This window comes from Streptomyces sp. NPDC091371, from assembly GCF_040684275.1.
In the GTDB taxonomy this organism is placed as follows: Bacteria; Actinomycetota; Actinomycetes; order Streptomycetales; family Streptomycetaceae; genus Streptomyces.
In genome coordinates, this window is record NZ_JBFBFP010000017.1 from 132,247 (window position 1) to 147,747 (window position 15,501).

Annotated in this window: 17 protein-coding genes and 1 pseudogene; 10 read left to right on the forward strand and 8 right to left on the reverse strand. The window is 71.9% G+C overall.

The features are described 5' to 3' along the window. Window positions 1–55 precede the first annotated feature (55 nt). Together AB0O21_RS20425 and AB0O21_RS20430 are read left to right on the forward strand one after the other, a co-directional pair. Entirely contained in the window at window positions 56–319 is a 264-nt protein-coding gene (locus AB0O21_RS20425; RefSeq protein ID WP_365172540.1) for a hypothetical protein, read from the forward strand. A gap of 131 nt (window positions 320–450) precedes the next feature. Then, the gene (locus tag AB0O21_RS20430; RefSeq protein WP_365172541.1) at window positions 451–1,203 is read left to right on the forward strand and encodes a hypothetical protein; all 753 of its coding nucleotides are present in this window, start codon (window positions 451–453) and stop codon (window positions 1,201–1,203) included. Window positions 1,204–1,224: 21 nt separating this feature from the next. Here AB0O21_RS20430 and AB0O21_RS20435 read toward each other — a convergent pair whose 3' ends face one another. Together AB0O21_RS20435 and AB0O21_RS20440 are read right to left on the reverse strand one after the other, a co-directional pair. Next, window positions 1,225–1,425 (reverse strand): PspC domain-containing protein, encoded by a 201-nt coding sequence (locus AB0O21_RS20435; RefSeq protein WP_365172542.1) that lies wholly within the window; start codon window positions 1,423–1,425, stop codon window positions 1,225–1,227. A gap of 53 nt (window positions 1,426–1,478) precedes the next feature. Next, complete coding sequence (locus AB0O21_RS20440; RefSeq protein WP_365172543.1) at window positions 1,479–2,057, reverse strand: VanZ family protein; 579 nt, start codon at window positions 2,055–2,057, stop codon at window positions 1,479–1,481. A gap of 171 nt (window positions 2,058–2,228) precedes the next feature. Between AB0O21_RS20440 and AB0O21_RS20445 the strand changes: the two are divergent. Further along, window positions 2,229–3,314: pseudogene (locus AB0O21_RS20445) on the forward strand (calcium-binding protein); the annotation flags it as partial. 54 nt (window positions 3,315–3,368) lie between these two features. On the opposite strand, the gene AB0O21_RS20450 reads toward AB0O21_RS20445, so the two are convergent. The 3 genes from AB0O21_RS20450 to AB0O21_RS20460 form a co-directional block, all read right to left on the reverse strand. Then, window positions 3,369–4,010 carry a PH domain-containing protein gene (locus AB0O21_RS20450; RefSeq protein ID WP_365172544.1) on the reverse strand — a complete coding sequence of 214 codons (642 nt, stop codon included), beginning with the start codon at window positions 4,008–4,010 and terminating at the stop codon, window positions 3,369–3,371. Window positions 4,011–4,035: 25 nt separating this feature from the next. Further along, window positions 4,036–4,692: a class F sortase gene (locus tag AB0O21_RS20455; RefSeq protein ID WP_365172545.1), complete on the reverse strand. Its 657-nt coding sequence runs from the start codon at window positions 4,690–4,692 to the stop codon at window positions 4,036–4,038. An 80-nt stretch (window positions 4,693–4,772) separates the two neighbouring features. Continuing rightward, window positions 4,773–5,747 carry a hypothetical protein gene (locus tag AB0O21_RS20460; protein WP_365172546.1) on the reverse strand — a complete coding sequence of 325 codons (975 nt, stop codon included), beginning with the start codon at window positions 5,745–5,747 and terminating at the stop codon, window positions 4,773–4,775. Between the two features lie 242 nt (window positions 5,748–5,989). Between AB0O21_RS20460 and deoC the strand changes: the two genes are divergently transcribed. Genes deoC through AB0O21_RS20475 form a run of 3 tightly spaced genes read left to right on the forward strand, consistent with a single transcriptional unit; the run spans window position 5,990 to window position 9,286 of the window. Next, the gene (deoC, locus tag AB0O21_RS20465; RefSeq protein WP_365172562.1) at window positions 5,990–6,952 is read left to right on the forward strand and encodes a deoxyribose-phosphate aldolase; all 963 of its coding nucleotides are present in this window, start codon (window positions 5,990–5,992) and stop codon (window positions 6,950–6,952) included. Window positions 6,953–6,957: 5 nt separating this feature from the next. Beyond that, window positions 6,958–8,394, forward strand: a complete 1,437-nt coding sequence (locus tag AB0O21_RS20470; RefSeq protein WP_365172547.1) for an aldehyde dehydrogenase family protein — start codon at window positions 6,958–6,960, stop codon at window positions 8,392–8,394. After that, entirely contained in the window at window positions 8,387–9,286 is a 900-nt protein-coding gene (locus tag AB0O21_RS20475) for an aldehyde dehydrogenase family protein (protein WP_365172548.1), read from the forward strand. The genes AB0O21_RS20470 and AB0O21_RS20475 overlap by 8 nt, the downstream gene beginning before the upstream one ends. Window positions 9,287–9,348: 62 nt before the next feature. On the opposite strand, the gene AB0O21_RS20480 is transcribed toward AB0O21_RS20475, so the two are convergent. Then, on the reverse strand, window positions 9,349–9,699 hold the full coding sequence (locus tag AB0O21_RS20480) for a hypothetical protein (protein WP_365172549.1): 351 nt from the start codon (window positions 9,697–9,699) through the stop codon (window positions 9,349–9,351). A gap of 68 nt (window positions 9,700–9,767) precedes the next feature. On the opposite strand from AB0O21_RS20480, the gene AB0O21_RS20485 reads away from it, so the two are divergent. Next, window positions 9,768–10,472, forward strand: a complete 705-nt coding sequence (locus tag AB0O21_RS20485; RefSeq protein ID WP_365172563.1) for a uridine kinase — start codon at window positions 9,768–9,770, stop codon at window positions 10,470–10,472. Between the two features lie 11 nt (window positions 10,473–10,483). Here AB0O21_RS20485 and AB0O21_RS20490 read toward each other — a convergent pair whose 3' ends face one another. Beyond that, window positions 10,484–11,293 (reverse strand): hypothetical protein, encoded by an 810-nt coding sequence (locus AB0O21_RS20490; protein WP_365172550.1) that lies wholly within the window; start codon window positions 11,291–11,293, stop codon window positions 10,484–10,486. Window positions 11,294–11,570: 277 nt separating this feature from the next. Further along, window positions 11,571–12,266, reverse strand: a complete 696-nt coding sequence (locus AB0O21_RS20495) for a SigE family RNA polymerase sigma factor (RefSeq protein WP_365172551.1) — start codon at window positions 12,264–12,266, stop codon at window positions 11,571–11,573. Between the two features lie 211 nt (window positions 12,267–12,477). Between AB0O21_RS20495 and afsQ1 the strand changes: the two genes are divergently transcribed. Genes afsQ1 through AB0O21_RS20510 form a run of 3 tightly spaced genes read left to right on the forward strand, consistent with a single transcriptional unit; the run spans window position 12,478 to window position 15,282 of the window. Continuing rightward, on the forward strand, window positions 12,478–13,155 hold the full coding sequence (gene afsQ1 / locus AB0O21_RS20500; RefSeq protein WP_365172552.1) for a two-component system response regulator AfsQ1: 678 nt from the start codon (window positions 12,478–12,480) through the stop codon (window positions 13,153–13,155). Continuing rightward, a complete protein-coding gene (locus AB0O21_RS20505; RefSeq protein WP_365172553.1) occupies window positions 13,152–14,639 on the forward strand; it encodes an ATP-binding protein in 1,488 nt (495 codons plus the stop codon). Before afsQ1 ends, AB0O21_RS20505 begins: the two co-directional genes overlap by 4 nt. After that, complete coding sequence (locus AB0O21_RS20510; RefSeq protein ID WP_365172564.1) at window positions 14,632–15,282, forward strand: hypothetical protein; 651 nt, start codon at window positions 14,632–14,634, stop codon at window positions 15,280–15,282. Before AB0O21_RS20505 ends, AB0O21_RS20510 begins: the two co-directional genes overlap by 8 nt. Window positions 15,283–15,501 lie beyond the last annotated feature (219 nt).

Consider the following 15,501-nt stretch of genomic DNA (forward strand, 5'->3'; position numbering starts at 1 on the left):
TTGAAGTGACTAGTTTGCGGAGCCGCTCAATTCCCCGTCGCAAGGACGATTTCCCATGAAGCAGTCAGCTGCCAAGACCCTCGGTGTCGCCGCTCTCGGCGCCGCCTTCGCCGCCGTCGCCGCGGGCACCGCATCGGCCGCGGTTCCGGCCGTCGGCCTCACCGACACGCTGGGCACCGCCACCACCGCCGTCCAGGGCCTCACCAGCCAGCAGCACATGGGCGCCCAGGACGGCGAGCAGTCGAGCGACCCGGGCGCCGCGCTCGGTCCGGTGACCGGTCTGGTCGGCGGCCTGCCGCTCAGCGGCCTCGGCTCCTGATCCGTACGCGATTCGTACGCGCGCACACGTGGCGCACACCCCTTCGGGCGGGTGGGCGCCACGTTGCGTCGTATGCCACGATCATCGCCAACTGCCCACCGACACACGGGGTATGAGGTCTCGGCATGCGCATGAAGGCACGAGCGACGATGGTCGCGCTGGTCCCCGCCCTGCTGTTCGCGGCAGGGGGTTGCAGTAGTACGGACACCCCCGCCGGCGGCAAGGGCCCCGACCCCAAGGGGTCCCCGGTCACGCCCGCCGCCTCGGCGTCCGCCGCCGCGGGGGCGCCCGGCTCGGCCGCGCCGAAGGCCGGCGGGAGCAAGCTGGAGCGGTCCGCGCTGGAGCAGGGCGATCTGGCGGGCTACCAGGTCTCCGCCCAGGGCAAGAACCCGAACGCCCCGGACGGGCAGCCGCAGGCCGACAAGAAGGCCTGCCAGCCGCTGGCCGACATCATGGGCGACGAGCCGGACCCGGCCGCCCGCGAGACCGTCAACCGCGGCATCGGCTCCCAGAAGCAGGTCGGACTCGCCGTCTCCGCCTCCGTCAGCTCCTACGCCGAGGGCGACGCCAAGGCGCTGATCTCCCGCCTCAAGGCCGCCGTGGCCGCCTGCGGTACGGGATTCTCCGCCACCGTCGAGAAGCAGACCGCCGGCTACCGCGACGTGCGGTCCGCCGACTACCGCACGACCGGCGACGAGAGCGTCAGCTGGACCACGACCGCGGCCGGCCAGGGCGTATCGGCGCAGGTCCACCTGGTCGTCGTACGCGAGGGCGACACCATCGTGCGGCTGATGGCCCTCAATGTGGCGTCGGCCGAGCAGCAGGCGCGCGTGCCGCAGGAAGTGGCCGACAAGCAACTGGACAAGGTCAAGCGGGCGGCCTGACCTCTGCCCGTGCCCGGCTCGTCACCAGGCGGTGGACGCGGACTTCTCGTTCGGCAGGAGCAGCCACAGCGCCAGGTAGATCAGGAACTGCGGGCCGGGCAGCAGGCACGAGGCGACGAATATGACGCGCATCGTGGTGGCCGAAATTCCGAAGCGGCGCGCCAGTCCGGCGCACACTCCGCCGATCATTCGGCCGTCACGGGGGCGGACAAGGGCGCTCATGGGTTCTCCTTCGTCGGGATCGCCGTTCTGAAATCAGTACGGCTTGCGATGTCTCAATACTCCCGGGGAACCGCCGACAGAACGTCGGTCCAGGGACCGAGCCCGACCCTGGTAATTTTCGGGGTCGCCCCCTGATAAGCGGCGTGTGAGCGGCGCAGCCGCGCCCGGAGCGCCGGTACGACGGCCACGTGCGCGAGCAGGACGCCGAGGGTGTTCAGCAGCACCGAGTCCACGTCGACGACCTGCCCGGGGACGGCGGTCTGGAGCATCTCGATGCTCACCGAGACCAGCGCGCCCGCGGCGGCCGTCCGGGCCAGCGAGGACCAGGCGGACAACGCCGACGGCGCGAGCCGCCCGCTGGCCAGCGGCAGCAGCACCCCGAGCGGGGCCAGCAGGGCCAGGCCCTCCCCGAGCCGCCGCAGGCCCTCCAGGGGCCCGGCGGCGAAGTCCGCCCCGATCCCCTCCAGCAGAGCCAGATTGGGGGCCGAGGCCCACGGCACGTCGAGCGGGCGGAGGGTCAGCCAGCCGACGACCACGAGGTGGGCGACCAGCAGGACCCCGGCCAGGAGCCGGAGGCGAACGGGGACGGCGGGGGCGGTGCCGGTGCTTTCGCCGGCCTCATTGCGCTGCACACCTGCGAGGACGCGGCATCCGGCGGCGGCGGTTCCGCCGGTCGGGCGGGCCCGATGAGGAACGTATGAGAATCCGATCGGATGAAATCACCGGAGCCGACGACGAGCCCTCTCCAGCAGCCACCGGGGATCACGCACAGTGATCGCGAACTCCCGGAAGGAGAGCAGTCAATGTTCGGAGAACGAAGGGCCGTCCGCACGGTGGTGGCCACGGTCGGTACGCAGGTCCTGGTCGCGGCCCTGGTCGGGCTCGGCGCCACCCCGGCCGCCGCCGCGGATACCACCTGCTTCGACGCCGCCGCCACGACCACGGTGGGCACGCCCGGTGACGACGTGATCATCGGTACGCCGGGCCGCGACATCATCGACGGCGGGGGCGGCAACGACAAGATCTGCGGCCTCGGCGGCGACGACATCCTCACCGGCGGCGCCGGCGACGACCGCCTGTCCGGCGGCGGCGGTGACGACCACCTCGACGGAGGCGCCGGCGAGGACGGGCTCGTCGGGGACAACCGGGCCTCCGTCGGGCCGCTCAAGGGCGACACGGGCCGCGACCGCCTGTACGGAGGCCCCGACTTCGACGTCATCGTCGGTGACAACGCGGTCGTCCAGGGCGCCGTCGAGGGCGCTTCCGCCGACCTGATCTTCGGAGGGGACGAGACCGACCAGATCACCGGCGACAGCGCGGGCGACGACGCGACCGGGGCCGCACCCGACCGCATCGACGGCGGTGCCGGCGGTGACGTGATCACCGGGGACTCGTTCGGCTACTACAAAGCGACGGGCGCCGCGGACGACGTCCTCCTCGAAGGGCCGGGCATCTACGGCTACGTCGCGGGCGACAGCGAGTCGATCTTCGGGAACGTGAGCGGCGCGGGCGGCGACGACATCATCGACCTGGGCGCGGACGGAGGCGTCGGCGCGGTCGGCGACAACGGGTCGTACTACGCCGCCGCCGCGGGATCCGGGAACGACGTGATCACGGGCGGTACCGGGACCGAGGATCTCATCGAGTGGATCGTCGGCGACAGCTACTTCGGCGACCCGGCCGGGGCCACCGCGGGCGACGACCTGATCGACGGCCGCACCGGCGACGACGAGATCTACGGCGACAACTTCAACACCCAGGGCGGGAGCACGGGCCCCGGCGGCCGGGACCGCCTCCTCGGCGGCTCGGGCGACGACCTCCTGCGCGGCGGACCCGCGAACGACACGCTGCTCGGCGGCGCCGGCACGGACGACTGCGACGGCGAGGCCGGCACGGACATCGAGGTCGGCTGCGAGCCCGTGCCCCTGGGCGCCGCCGCGGGCTCAGCCGATGGCGAGCAGCACGATCAGCAGCACCGCTCCGACCACGGTCGGCGCGATGACCTCGTACGACCAGCGCACCCGTACGGAGCCCTGGGCGCCGGCCCGGGAGGCGCCGCGCTCCGCCAGCTCCCGTAGCTCGTCCACGACCTGGTCGGCCCTGGCCCGCTGCGGTTCGGCGGGGGCGGCGGCGTTCTCGTCCGGGGAGCCGCTCAGCCCCCGCCCGGTGAGCCCGCCGCGGCGGCTGAGCTGCTGCCGGTTCGCCTTCTTGCGCTCCCGCAGCGAGACGGGCACCGACCAGAGCTGGTACTTCGACCCCTCGGCCAGCACCTCCGCCGAATACCCGGCACGCACGGTGTCCACGGCCGCCCAGGGCAGTTCGATGATCCGGAACGGGTTCCGCACGCGCATCCGGTCGTCATTGGCGAACACGGCCGGGCGGATGGTGAACGCCACGATCAGCGGTACGGCGAACAGAGCGATCGCGAGCCCGATCCACGGGGTGTCCCCCGAGCCCCGGACCACCGCGTCCCCGCACAGCCAGGCGGTCAGCCCCAGCAGCAGCACCCCGGAGACCACGGACATGGAGGACCGGTAGACCCGGTCGTCGTACACCGGTTCATCAGGGGGCTGCTGGCTGCTCATGCGGTCGATTCTGCCCCAAGCCGTCTCAGCTGACGAGATCGGCGTACAGGATGATGTTGTCGGGGCGGTGGCCGTCGGTGATCTCGCCGCCGCAGGTGATGACGCGCAGCTCGGGGCGCGTGGTGTCCCCGTACACCTTGGCCGTGGGAAACGCCTTCTTGCCCACCTGCTCCAGCTCCCGGACGCGGAACACGGCGGTCCGGCCGTCCGCGCGGGACACGGTGATCTCGTCACCGGTGCGGACCTTGGAGACGTCCTTGAGCACGGCCGGGCCGCGCGCGGTGTCGAAGTGTCCGATGAGTACGGCGGGGCCGGTCTGGCCGGGGGTGACGCCCTTGGAGTACCAGCCCATCTTCTCGGCGTCTGCCACGGAGGGCACCTCGACCGTGCCGTCACCGGCCAGCCCCAGCCTCAGCACCGGGGAGGCGTCGACTCCGGCCGCGGGGATCCGTACGCGAACGGGCTCCGAGGCGGGCAGGGGAGTGGCGGACGCCGGGGCCGCGGGGGCGGTGGCGGGGGTGACGGCGGGCGGGGCGGCGTCCGCGGGCGCGGTGGCGGTGGCGGTGGCGGTGGCGGTGGCGGTGGCGGTGGTGGTGTCCGTGGTGGTGTCCGTGCCGCAGCCGGTCAGGGCGACGGCGAGGAGGACGGCGGCGAACAGCGGGCGGGCGGCGCGGTGGGCCATGGGGGTGCTCCGGGAACGGGCTCCGGCGGGCCACCGGGCTGGTGGCCCGCCGGGGGCGGGGCGAGAACCGAGAGGGGGCGTCAGCCCTGGGCGCGGCGGCGGCGCAGGAACACGCTGGCGCCGAGCGCACCGAAGACCGCCATCAGGCCGGCGCCGGCCGCCACGGTGGTGCTGTTGTCCGTGTCCGCGGCGGCGATCTCGGCGCCCGCGGCGACCCCGCCCTTGGGGACGACGGAGGTCTGGCCGGCCGTCTGCGCCTTCGGGGCGGTGGAGGCGGCGGGCTTCGGCGTGGCCGAGGCGGTGGGCGTCGCCGCGTCCTCCTTGACCTGGTACTCCAGGGCGCAGCCCTTGGGGAGCGCGGGGAAGGGAAGCGCGCTGACGGGGACGCCCGAGCCGCCCTGGGTCTTCCACTCGAACACCGGCTTGGCGCCGCTCGGGTTCGCGATCCGGGCGTAGTACGGCTCGGCGATCTGGGGGCTGGTGCGGGTCAGGGTCTGGGTCCAGGTCCCGGCGGGGTCGGTGTACATGACGGCCTTCGGGCCCTTGGGGGACATGCTCAGGTCGGCGAGCACGCCGGCACCCAGGTTCAGCTTCGTCACCGCGGCGACGCAGGAGTCCGGGGTGGTGGGGGCGCCCTTCGGCAGCGCGTACGAGGTGCTCTTGCCGCCCTTGGTGACCACCAGGACCGGGGAGTCCGTCTCCGCCTTGGTCAGCTCGAACCCGGCGCCGTTGGCGGAGGCCGTCAGGTGTCCGCGGTCCAGCGTGCCCAGCACGCGGGTCAGGTACGGGTCGCCCGGCTTCCAGTCCGCGCCGACCGCGCGGATCCAGGCCTCGGGGCCCTCGGTCCCGTTGCGCAGCACCGCGATCATGCCCTCGCCGACGAGGACCGGGCGGCCCTCGTAGCGGCTGTTGTCCGACGCGCTGCTCGCGGCTGCCGTGTCGTCGCTCAACGGACCGGACACGGCGAACGCCGAACCGGTCGCGGGGACCAGCATCGCGCCGGCCAGGGCGGCGGTGACGATGGAGGTGCGGAGGGCGGTACGGGCGGTACGCATAACGACTCCTGGAGCGCGGTGAGGAAGGTGGAGGAGAGCCGCATGCCGCGTTGCGTCTGTTCGGTCGGTTTCACCGGGTCAGGTGTGGCGGGCTGCTGAAGAAGAATCTACGGATCTCGTGCGAGCGGACGATCTTGCTCCTGTCATGGCCGCGTAACAGCAAGCGGGGGGCCCGATTCCGATCCGATTCGGGGGAGGGGGTGACAGGTCGCTACGCGCGTAGATATGCTCATGTGGTGACCATGCCCACCACCCTCACCGCATTCGCTGACGTGACCACGTCCGACAGCGCGCTGCGCCGCTTCCTGCACGGGCTCCCCGGCGTAGACGCCGTCGGCCTGGAAGCCCGCGCGGCCGCCCTCGGCACCCGTTCGATCAAGACGACGGCCAAGGCGTACGCCATCGACCTGGCCATTTCGATGATCGACCTGACGACGCTGGAAGGCGCGGACACCCCGGGCAAGGTCCGGGCGCTCTCCGCCAAGGCCGTCAACCCCGACCCGACCGACCGCACGACCCCGATGACGGCCGCCGTCTGCGTCTATCCCGACATGGTGGCCACCGCGAAGGCCGCCCTGAACGGCGCCGACGTCAAGGTCGCCTCCGTCGCCACCGCCTTCCCGGCCGGCCGCGCCGCGCTGCCCGTCAAGCTCGCGGACACCCGTGACGCCGTCGCCGCCGGCGCCGACGAGATCGACATGGTCATCGACCGTGGCGCCTTCCTCGCCGGCCGCTACCTGGAGACGTACGAGCTGATCAGGGCCATCAAGGAGGCCTGCGTCCGCGAGGACGGCAGCGCCGCCCGCCTGAAGGTCATCTTCGAGACCGGCGAGCTGTCGACCTACGACAACATCCGCCGCGCCTCCTGGATCGGCATGCTCGCGGGCGCCGACTTCATCAAGACGTCGACCGGCAAGGTGGGGGTCAACGCCACCCCGGCGAACACCCTGCTTATGCTCGAAGCCGTACGCGACTTCCGGGCGCAGACTGGAATCCAGATCGGCGTGAAGCCAGCCGGCGGCATCCGGACCACCAAGGACGCGATCAAGTTCCTGGTCCTGGTCAACGAGACCGTGGGCGAGGACTGGCTGAGCAACCACTGGTTCCGCTTCGGCGCCTCCAGCCTGCTCAACGACCTGTTGATGCAGCGCCAGAAGCTGAGCACCGGCCGCTACTCCGGTCCCGACTACGTGACGGTGGACTGATCACCATGGCATCCGCATTCGAGTACGCACCGGCTCCCGAGTCCCGCTCGGTCGTCGACATCGCCCCCTCCTACGGGCTCTTCATCGACGGCGAGTTCACCGACGCCGCCGACGGCAAGGTCTTCAAGACCGTCTCCCCGTCCTCCGAGGAGGTCCTCGCCGAGGTCGCCCAGGCGGGCGCCGCCGACGTGGACCGCGCCGTGAAGGCCGCCCGCAAGGCCTTCGAGAAGTGGTCCGCGCTGCCGGGCTCCGAGCGCGCCAAGTACCTCTTCCGCATCGCCCGGATCATCCAGGAGCGCAGCCGCGAGCTCGCCGTCCTGGAGGCCCTGGACAACGGCAAGCCGATCAAGGAGACCCGCGACGCGGACCTCCCGCTGGTCGCCGCGCACTTCTTCTACTACGCGGGCTGGGCCGACAAGCTCGACCACGCCGGCTACGGCCCGAACCCGCGCCCGCTGGGCGTGGCGGGCCAGGTCATCCCGTGGAACTTCCCGCTCCTGATGCTCGCGTGGAAGATCGCCCCGGCGCTCGCCACCGGCAACACGGTGGTCCTCAAGCCCGCCGAGACGACCCCGCTCTCCGCCCTGTTCTTCGCGGACATCTGCCGCCAGGCGGGCCTGCCCAAGGGCGTCGTCAACATCCTCACCGGCTACGGCGACGCGGGCGCGGCCCTCGTCGAGCACCCGGACGTCAACAAGGTCGCCTTCACCGGCTCGACGGCCGTGGGCAAGAAGATCGCCCGCCACGTCGCCGGCACCGACAAGAAGGTCACCCTGGAGCTGGGCGGCAAGGGCGCCAACATCGTCTTCGACGACGCCCCCATCGACCAGGCCGTCGAGGGCATCGTCAACGGCATCTTCTTCAACCAGGGCCAGGTCTGCTGCGCCGGATCCCGCCTCCTCGTCCAGGAGTCGATCCACGACGAGCTGCTCGACTCCCTCAAGCGCCGCCTGTCCACGCTGCGCCTGGGCGACCCGCTCGACAAGAACACCGACATCGGCGCGATCAACTCCGCCGAGCAGCTCGCCCGGATCACCGCGCTCGCGGAGACCGGCGAGGCCGAGGGCGCCGAGCGCTGGTCCCCGGCGTGCGAACTGCCGTCCGCCGGCTACTGGTTCGCCCCGACGCTCTTCACGAACGTCACCCAGGCGCACACCGTCGCCCGCGACGAGATCTTCGGCCCGGTGCTGTCCGTGCTGACCTTCCGCACGCCCGACGAGGCCGTCGCCAAGGCCAACAACAGCCAGTACGGCCTGTCCGCCGGCATCTGGACGGAGAAGGGCTCGCGCATCCTCGCGGTCGCGGGCAAGCTCCGCGCCGGTGTGGTGTGGGCCAACACGTTCAACAAGTTCGACCCGACCTCGCCCTTCGGCGGCTACAAGGAGTCGGGCTTCGGCCGCGAGGGCGGTCGCCACGGCCTGGAGGGCTACCTCGATGTCTGAGTCTTCTGCGACCCGTCTGAACGTCTTCAAGACCTACAAGCTGTACGTCGGGGGCAAGTTCCCCCGTTCCGAGAGCGGCCGGGTGTACGAAGTGACCGACTCCAAGGGCAACTGGCTGGCCAACGCACCGCTGTCCTCCCGCAAGGACGCGCGTGACGCGGTCGTCGCGGCCCGCAAGGCCTTCGGCGGCTGGGCCGGCGCCACCGCGTACAACCGCGGGCAGATCCTCTACCGCATCGCCGAGATGCTGGAGGGCCGCCGCGACCAGTTCGTCCGCGAGGTCGGCGAGGCCGAGGGCCTGTCCAAGTCGAAGGCCGGCGCCGTCGTCGACGCCGCCATCGACCGCTGGGTCTGGTACGCGGGCTGGACCGACAAGATCGGCCAGGTCGTCGGCGGGGCCAACCCCGTCGCGGGCCCGTTCTTCAACCTCTCCACCCCCGAGCCGACCGGCGTCGTCACCGTCGTCGCCCCGCAGGCCTCGTCCTTCCTCGGGCTGGTCTCGGTGATCGCCCCGGTCATCGCGACCGGCAACACGGTGGTCGTCATCGCCTCGGAGAAGTCCCCGCTGCCCGCCCTCTCCCTGGGCGAGGTGCTGGCCACCTCCGACCTGCCGGGCGGCGTGGTCAACATCCTGTCCGGCAAGGCCGCCGAGATGGGCCCGCACCTGGCCGCCCACCAGGACGTCAACGCGATCGACCTGGCGGGCGCCGACGTGGCCCTCGCCAAGGAACTGGAGATCGCCGCGGCGGACAACCTCAAGCGCGTCCTGCGTCCACAGCCTGTGGACGACTGGACCGCGGACCCGGGCACGGCGCGCATGACGGCCTTCCTGGAGACCAAGACCGTCTGGCACCCCACGGGCTCGCTGGGCTCGGGCGGATCGTCCTACTAGGACCCGCCCCCCGAAAGACCGGCCCCGGCAGCGTTCCCCCGCCTGCCGGGGCCTTCCCGTGCCTACGCCTTCGGGAGCACCGGCCCGAGCAGCGAGTCCACGGCCGCGCCCGGCAGCTCGCCGACCGAGGAGCCGCGCGTCAGACTGCCGGTGACCATGCCCGTACCGACCTGCGGGAAGTCCGCGACCTTGGTGGCGACCCCGTTGTCCAGCGGGTCCACACCGGTGTTCGCGAGGGGGTTCACCTTGAGGTTCGCGACCGGGTTCGCGACCCCGGCCAACGCCGCCGGAACATCGAGCTCCCCGGCCTGCGCACCCCCGGCGGCCATCGCCAGGGCCGCACCGGCCATCGAGACCGTCAGGCCCGCGCTGCGGAGCCGGTTCGGTACGGAGGGGGCTGCGTGACGTGCCATGGGTTCCCGCCCTGAGATGCTGGTGCTGAAGTGGTAGTCGCGTGCGCACGCAGCGTAGTCGAGGTGTGATACTCGATACCAACCGGTCACCGGGAGGATCCCCTACGCGGGGTAATGGTTCACACTGGTGTTCCGTGAGCTGTTCTTCTCCTCTGCCTACGCGTGTCGTCCTGCTGACCGGGCCCTCGGGCTCTGGCAAGTCCTCGCTGGCCGCCCGCTCGGGCCTGCCCGTGCTGCGCCTGGACGACTTCTACAAGGAGGCCGGCGACCCCACCCTGCCGCTCGTCGAGGGAAGCTCCGACATCGACTGGGACTCCCCGGAGTCGTGGGACGCGGACGTCGCCGTCGCGGCCGTCGCCGAGCTGTGCCGTACCGGCCGCACCGAGGTCCCGGTGTACGACATCGCCTCCAGCTCCCGCACCGGCACCGAGACGCTCGACATCTCGCGGACCCCGCTGTTCATCGCGGAGGGGATCTTCGCCGCCGACATCGTGGCCCGCTGCCAGGAGCTCGGGCTGCTCGCCGACGCGATCTGCCTGCGAGGCCGCCCCTCCACCACCTTCCGCCGCCGCCTCGCCCGCGACCTGCGCGAGGGGCGCAAGTCCGTGCTGTTCCTGCTGCGCAGGGGCTGGCGGCTGATGCGGGCCGAGCGCGGCATCGTGGCCCGGCACACCGCCCTGGGCGCCCACGCCTGCGGCCGCGACGAGGCGCTCGGCCGCCTCGCGGCGGCCGCCGCCGGCCGCCACCGCTCGACGAGCACCGCGGCCGCGTAGTCCCGGGAGATTTAGGCGCAGCCGGGGACGGAGCCCGGCGGGGCGCATTGGTCCGGAGAGTTGCCGACGATCGAGGACCGGCGGTTCGTCACAGTGCCCAGGTTGCGGATGCCGCCGCCGTCTACGCCTGCGCTGTTGAAACTGACCGTGGAGCGGTTCAGAACCAGCGTGTTGGCGGTGTCGACGTTGATGCCGCCGCCTTGGCTGAACGCCGTGTTCATGGTGACCGTGGAGCCGTTCAGCGTCGCGGTGCTGTTGACGACAATGTGGATGCCGCCGCCGAAGAGGGCCACGTTGTTGTTCACCGTGGAATTGTTCAGCCTCAGCGTGGAGGCTTGGTTGAGGATGCCGCCGCCGAAGTTGGCGGTGTTGGAGCTCACCGTGGACCGGTTCAGCGTCAGCACGCCGCCGGCTTCGTTGTGGATGCCGCCGCCGGTGTTTGACGACGCGTTCTGGGTGACCGTGACGCGATTGAGCCCCAGCGTGGCGCCGATGTTGCGGATGCCGGCGCCATTGGCGCCGCCGCCCCCGGTGACGGTGAGGTCGACCAGTGACACCTGGACGCCCGCGGTGACCGTCAGCGTGCTCGTGCCGCCGGTGCCGTCGAGGGTGGCGCCCGTCATGCCGGTGAGGGTCAGGTTCTTGCCGATGGTGAAGTCGCCGTTGCAGGTCCCGCTCACCACCAGCGAGGTGCCCGGGGTGGCCGCGTCGATCGCGGCCTGAAGATCGTCGGTGGCGCAGTTCACCATGGTCTGGGCCGCCGCTTCCGGTACCGCCCCGAGCAGGCCTACCGCCCCGGCCGTCACCGCGACCGCCACCATCCGGCCCATTGTCCTGAGCATGCACGTTCTCCTGTCCGCATGAGCGTCACTTCCGAAGAACGCCTGCCCCGGGCGGGCGGGAGCGGCAACCGGGATGCCGAGGAGTCCCCCCGAACGGCCCGGCACAATGACCACGACAGCCCACAGCCCACCCCGCAGCCGACGCCGCGCGCACGAAAGCGCGGGATCAGTCGGACCCCCGGCCGACCGATCCCGCGCTTTCCCCCCATGGCCACCGTCCCACCCCCGCAGGACGGCCCCCCGGCCGTTGGTCTTGTCAGGCGACGAGCTCCTCGAAGGACTCCGCCTCGTCGGCGCCGAAGCTCAGCGCCTCGTCCTCGCGCAGACGCCGCAGCGAGCGCCAGATGCTGGACTTCACCGTGCCGACGCTGATCCCGAGGATCTCCGCGATCTCCGGGTCGGTGCGGCCCTCGTAGTAGCGCAGCACCAGCATCGTGCGCTGCGGCTCCGGGATCCGGGCCAGCGCCTGCCACAGCACCGCGCGCAGCTCCGTACCGCGCATCGCGTCCGTGTCGGAGGCCGTCTCGGGCAGCTCCTCCGTCGGGTACTCGTTGAGCTTGCGCCGGCGCCACGCGCTGATGTGCAGGTTCGTCATGGTCCGCCGCAGGTAGCCGCCGACGGCCGCCTTGTCGCTGATCCGGTCCCAGGCGCGGTACGTGGAGAACAGCGCGCTCTGCAACAGGTCCTCGGCCTCGTAGCGGTCGCCGGTGAGGTGGAAGGCCGTCGCGTACAGGGCGGCCCGCCGCTCCTGGACGTACGCCGTGAACTCCGCCTCGGACGTCGAGGACGGCGTGCGCTGGGCGGGAACCGCCTGGTACTGGTTTGCGTCAATGGCTACGACGTGGGCCGGCCGGGGACGGGCGACCGCCACCGTACGGACACCCGCCCGGCGGTTCACATCGTGCAGCCGCGTGACAACCGCGCTGGTCGTGGTGCTGTGCAGCGTGTTCATCTCGCGCCCCCCGTCGTGGAGTGTGTCTGCTTCGGTCCGTAGTGCGTTGATAGAAGACTGCCCCGCCGACTTAACCGGGGTGTCCGTCGACTGTCACAGCCCTGTCACAGCGACCCTCCAGCGGCCTGTCGCCACCCCCGCGCGGGATCTTCGTACGATCGCGTCCTCCTGACGGTCGAACTCCCGACGGCCGATGGGACAGAATGAGCCCGTGCCTTTCCTGTTGCTGATCGAGGACGACGACGCCATCCGCACGGCCCTCGAACTCTCCCTGTCACGCCAGGGCCACCGTGTGGCCACCGCGGCGACGGGCGAGGACGGCCTGAAACTGCTGCGCGAGCAGCGGCCGGATCTGATCGTGCTGGACGTCATGCTGCCCGGGATCGACGGCTTCGAGGTGTGCCGGCGGATCCGGCGCACCGACCAGCTGCCGATCATCCTGCTCACCGCGCGCAGCGACGACATCGACGTGGTCGTCGGGCTGGAGTCCGGAGCCGACGACTACGTGGTCAAGCCCGTCCAGGGGCGGGTCCTCGACGCCCGCATCCGGGCCGTGCTGCGCCGCGGGGAGCGCGAGTCCAGCGACTCGGCGGCCTTCGGCTCGCTCGTCATCGACCGCGCCGCCATGACCGTGACCAAGAACGGCGAGGACCTCCAGCTCACCCCGACCGAGCTGCGGCTGCTGCTGGAGCTCAGCCGCCGGCCCGGGCAGGCGCTGTCCCGCCAGCAACTGCTCCGCCTCGTCTGGGAGCACGACTACCTCGGCGACTCACGGCTCGTCGACGCCTGCGTGCAGCGGCTGCGCGCCAAGGTCGAGGACGTGCCGTCCTCGCCCACCCTGATCCGTACCGTCCGGGGCGTCGGCTACCGCCTGGACTCCCCGCAGTGATCCGCGCGCTGCTCGCGGGCCGGCGCTGGACCAGCCTGCGGCTGCGGCTCCTCATCGTCTTCGCGCTGGTCGCACTGACCGCCGCGGTGTCCGCCTCCGGGATCGCGTACTGGCTCAACCGCGAGGCGGTCCTCACCCGCGTCCAGGAGGCCGCCCTCGGCGACTTCCGGCAGGAGATGCAGAACCGTGCCGCCGCGCTGCCCGCCGACCCCACCGCCGACGAACTCCAGCGCACCGCCGAGCTGATGGCCGGCAGCAGCCCCGGCTACAGCGTGCTCCTGGTGGACGACACCAAGGACGGCCGCCAGGTGTTCGGCACGGCCGGACCCGACGCGTTCGGGCTGGCCGACGTACCGAAGCCGCTCCAGCACGCGGTGAACGACCGTCAGAAGACCACCGCCGCCAACGACTCCGAGTACCACATGTACTGGCAGCGCACGAAGCCCCAAGGCAACCCCTACCTGGTCGGCGGGACGCGGATCGTGGGCGGCGGGCCCACCGGCTACATGTACAAGTCGCTCGCGCAGGAGCGGGACGACCTCAACACGCTCGCCTGGTCGCTGACGATCGCCACGGGCCTCGCGCTGCTCGGCTCGGCGCTGCTCGCACAGGCCGCGGCCCGTACCGTGCTCAAGCCCGTACAGCGGCTCGGCGACGCGGCGCGGCGGCTCGGCGAGGGCGAGCTGGACCACCGGCTCGACGTGCGCGGCACCGACGAACTCGCCGACCTCTCCCGCACCTTCAACAAGACGGCGGAGGCGCTGGAGAAGAAGGTCGCCGACATGAGCGCGCGCGAGGAGTCCAGCCGGCGGTTCGTCGCGGACATGTCTCACGAACTGCGCACGCCGCTGACCGCGTTGACGGCGGTGGCCGAGGTGCTGGAGGAAGAGGTCGACGACCTCGACCCGATGATCGCGCCGGCGGTGGCCCTGGTCGTCAGCGAGACGCGCCGCCTCAACGACCTGGTGGAGAACCTGATGGAGGTCACCCGCTTCGACGCGGGAACGGCCAAGCTGGTGCTGGACGACGTCAACGTCGCCGACCAGGTCACGGCCTGCATCGACGTACGGGCCTGGCTCGACGCGGTCGAACTCGACGCCGAACGCGACATCGTGGCGCGGCTCGACCCGCGCCGCCTCGACGTGATCCTCGCCAACCTCATCGGCAACGCGCTCAAGCACGGCGGCTCGCCGGTGCGGGTGTCGGTGTCCGTGGAGGGGGAGTGGCTGGTCATCGCGGTACAGGACAACGGTCCGGGTATCCCGGAGGACGTCCTGCCGCACGTCTTCGACCGCTTCTACAAGGCGAGCGCGTCCCGCCCGAAGTCGGACGGCAGCGGGCTCGGCCTCTCCATCGCCATGGAGAACGCGCACATTCACGGCGGCGACATCACCGCCGCCAACGGGGCCGGGGGCGGGGCGCTGTTCACGCTGCGGCTGCCCGTGGACGTGGGGAAGGTACTCGCGGGTGAGCAGGATGCGTAGGGCTCTGCCGGTTCTGCCGGTTCTCCCGGTGCTGGTCGGCCTGCTCTGCCTCTCGGGGTGCGGGATCCGGGCGACGACCGTGCCGGTGGACGTCGGAGCTGCGCCCTCCCGGGTCTCGTGCGACACGCCGACACAGCCGAGCGCGACGCAGGGCGGGACGCAGGGCTTCCGGGCCACGGTGCAACTGGTCTGCGGATCGCAGCTGGTCGGCGTGGAACGGGTGGTCCCCGTGCCCGAGAAGCGGGGGGCCCTGAAGGACCCCGTGGCGCTCGTCGCGCAGGCGCTGCTGGAGGCGCTGGAGAAGAAGCCGTCCGAGCAGGAACGCGACGCCGGCTTCACGACCGGGGTCCCCGCGGAACTGACGGTCACCCAGCCCCGGCCGGGGGACCCGGCCGGGACGGTACGGCTGAGCCGCAAGCCGGAGGACCTGCCGCCGGTGGCGCTGTCCCAGCTGGTGTGCACGCTGGCGGGCAACGAGGCGATCTCGCCGGGCCCGGGCCGACCGGTGACCCTCGGCGGCCCCGACGCGGATCCGCCGCGCACGTGGGAGTGCACGGACACCGTCCGCTCCCGCCCGGAGTCGGTCCCGACCCTGGGCGAAATCGCCCGCCCGTCGGCCACACCGGGGGCCACGCCGCGCTGATCGCGGGGCGGGGTACGGGTCCACGCGCGTGCGGGACTTTTCCCCCCTCGGGGGGTGGGGGCGGGGCGGGGGTTGCCCACCCGCCCCCGGCTGCGGGCCGGGACTTCGGCGGGCAGCGCCCGGCCTGGGCGGAATCAGAGAGGGCGCGGGGGGTTTCCCGTCAGTCCCATAGTCCTTCCGTGTCGGGCCGGCCTGTAAAGGGCGCTCACTTCGTTCGCG

Coding starts and splice junctions, on each gene's coding strand:
- AB0O21_RS20425 (WP_365172540.1), top strand. CDS start 56: ATGAAGCAGTCAGCTGCCAAGACCCTCGGTGTCGCCGCTCTCGGCGCC.
- AB0O21_RS20430 (WP_365172541.1), top strand. CDS start 451: ATGAAGGCACGAGCGACGATGGTCGCGCTGGTCCCCGCCCTGCTGTTC.
- AB0O21_RS20435 (WP_365172542.1), bottom strand. CDS start 1,425: ATGAGCGCCCTTGTCCGCCCCCGTGACGGCCGAATGATCGGCGGAGTG.
- AB0O21_RS20450 (WP_365172544.1), bottom strand. CDS start 4,010: ATGAGCAGCCAGCAGCCCCCTGATGAACCGGTGTACGACGACCGGGTC.
- AB0O21_RS20455 (WP_365172545.1), bottom strand. CDS start 4,692: ATGGCCCACCGCGCCGCCCGCCCGCTGTTCGCCGCCGTCCTCCTCGCC.
- AB0O21_RS20460 (WP_365172546.1), bottom strand. CDS start 5,747: ATGCGTACCGCCCGTACCGCCCTCCGCACCTCCATCGTCACCGCCGCC.
- deoC (WP_365172562.1), top strand. CDS start 5,990: ATGCCCACCACCCTCACCGCATTCGCTGACGTGACCACGTCCGACAGC.
- AB0O21_RS20470 (WP_365172547.1), top strand. CDS start 6,958: ATGGCATCCGCATTCGAGTACGCACCGGCTCCCGAGTCCCGCTCGGTC.
- AB0O21_RS20475 (WP_365172548.1), top strand. CDS start 8,387: ATGTCTGAGTCTTCTGCGACCCGTCTGAACGTCTTCAAGACCTACAAG.
- AB0O21_RS20480 (WP_365172549.1), bottom strand. CDS start 9,699: ATGGCACGTCACGCAGCCCCCTCCGTACCGAACCGGCTCCGCAGCGCG.
- AB0O21_RS20490 (WP_365172550.1), bottom strand. CDS start 11,293: ATGGTGGCGGTCGCGGTGACGGCCGGGGCGGTAGGCCTGCTCGGGGCG.
- AB0O21_RS20495 (WP_365172551.1), bottom strand. CDS start 12,266: ATGAACACGCTGCACAGCACCACGACCAGCGCGGTTGTCACGCGGCTG.
- AB0O21_RS20510 (WP_365172564.1), top strand. CDS start 14,632: ATGCGTAGGGCTCTGCCGGTTCTGCCGGTTCTCCCGGTGCTGGTCGGC.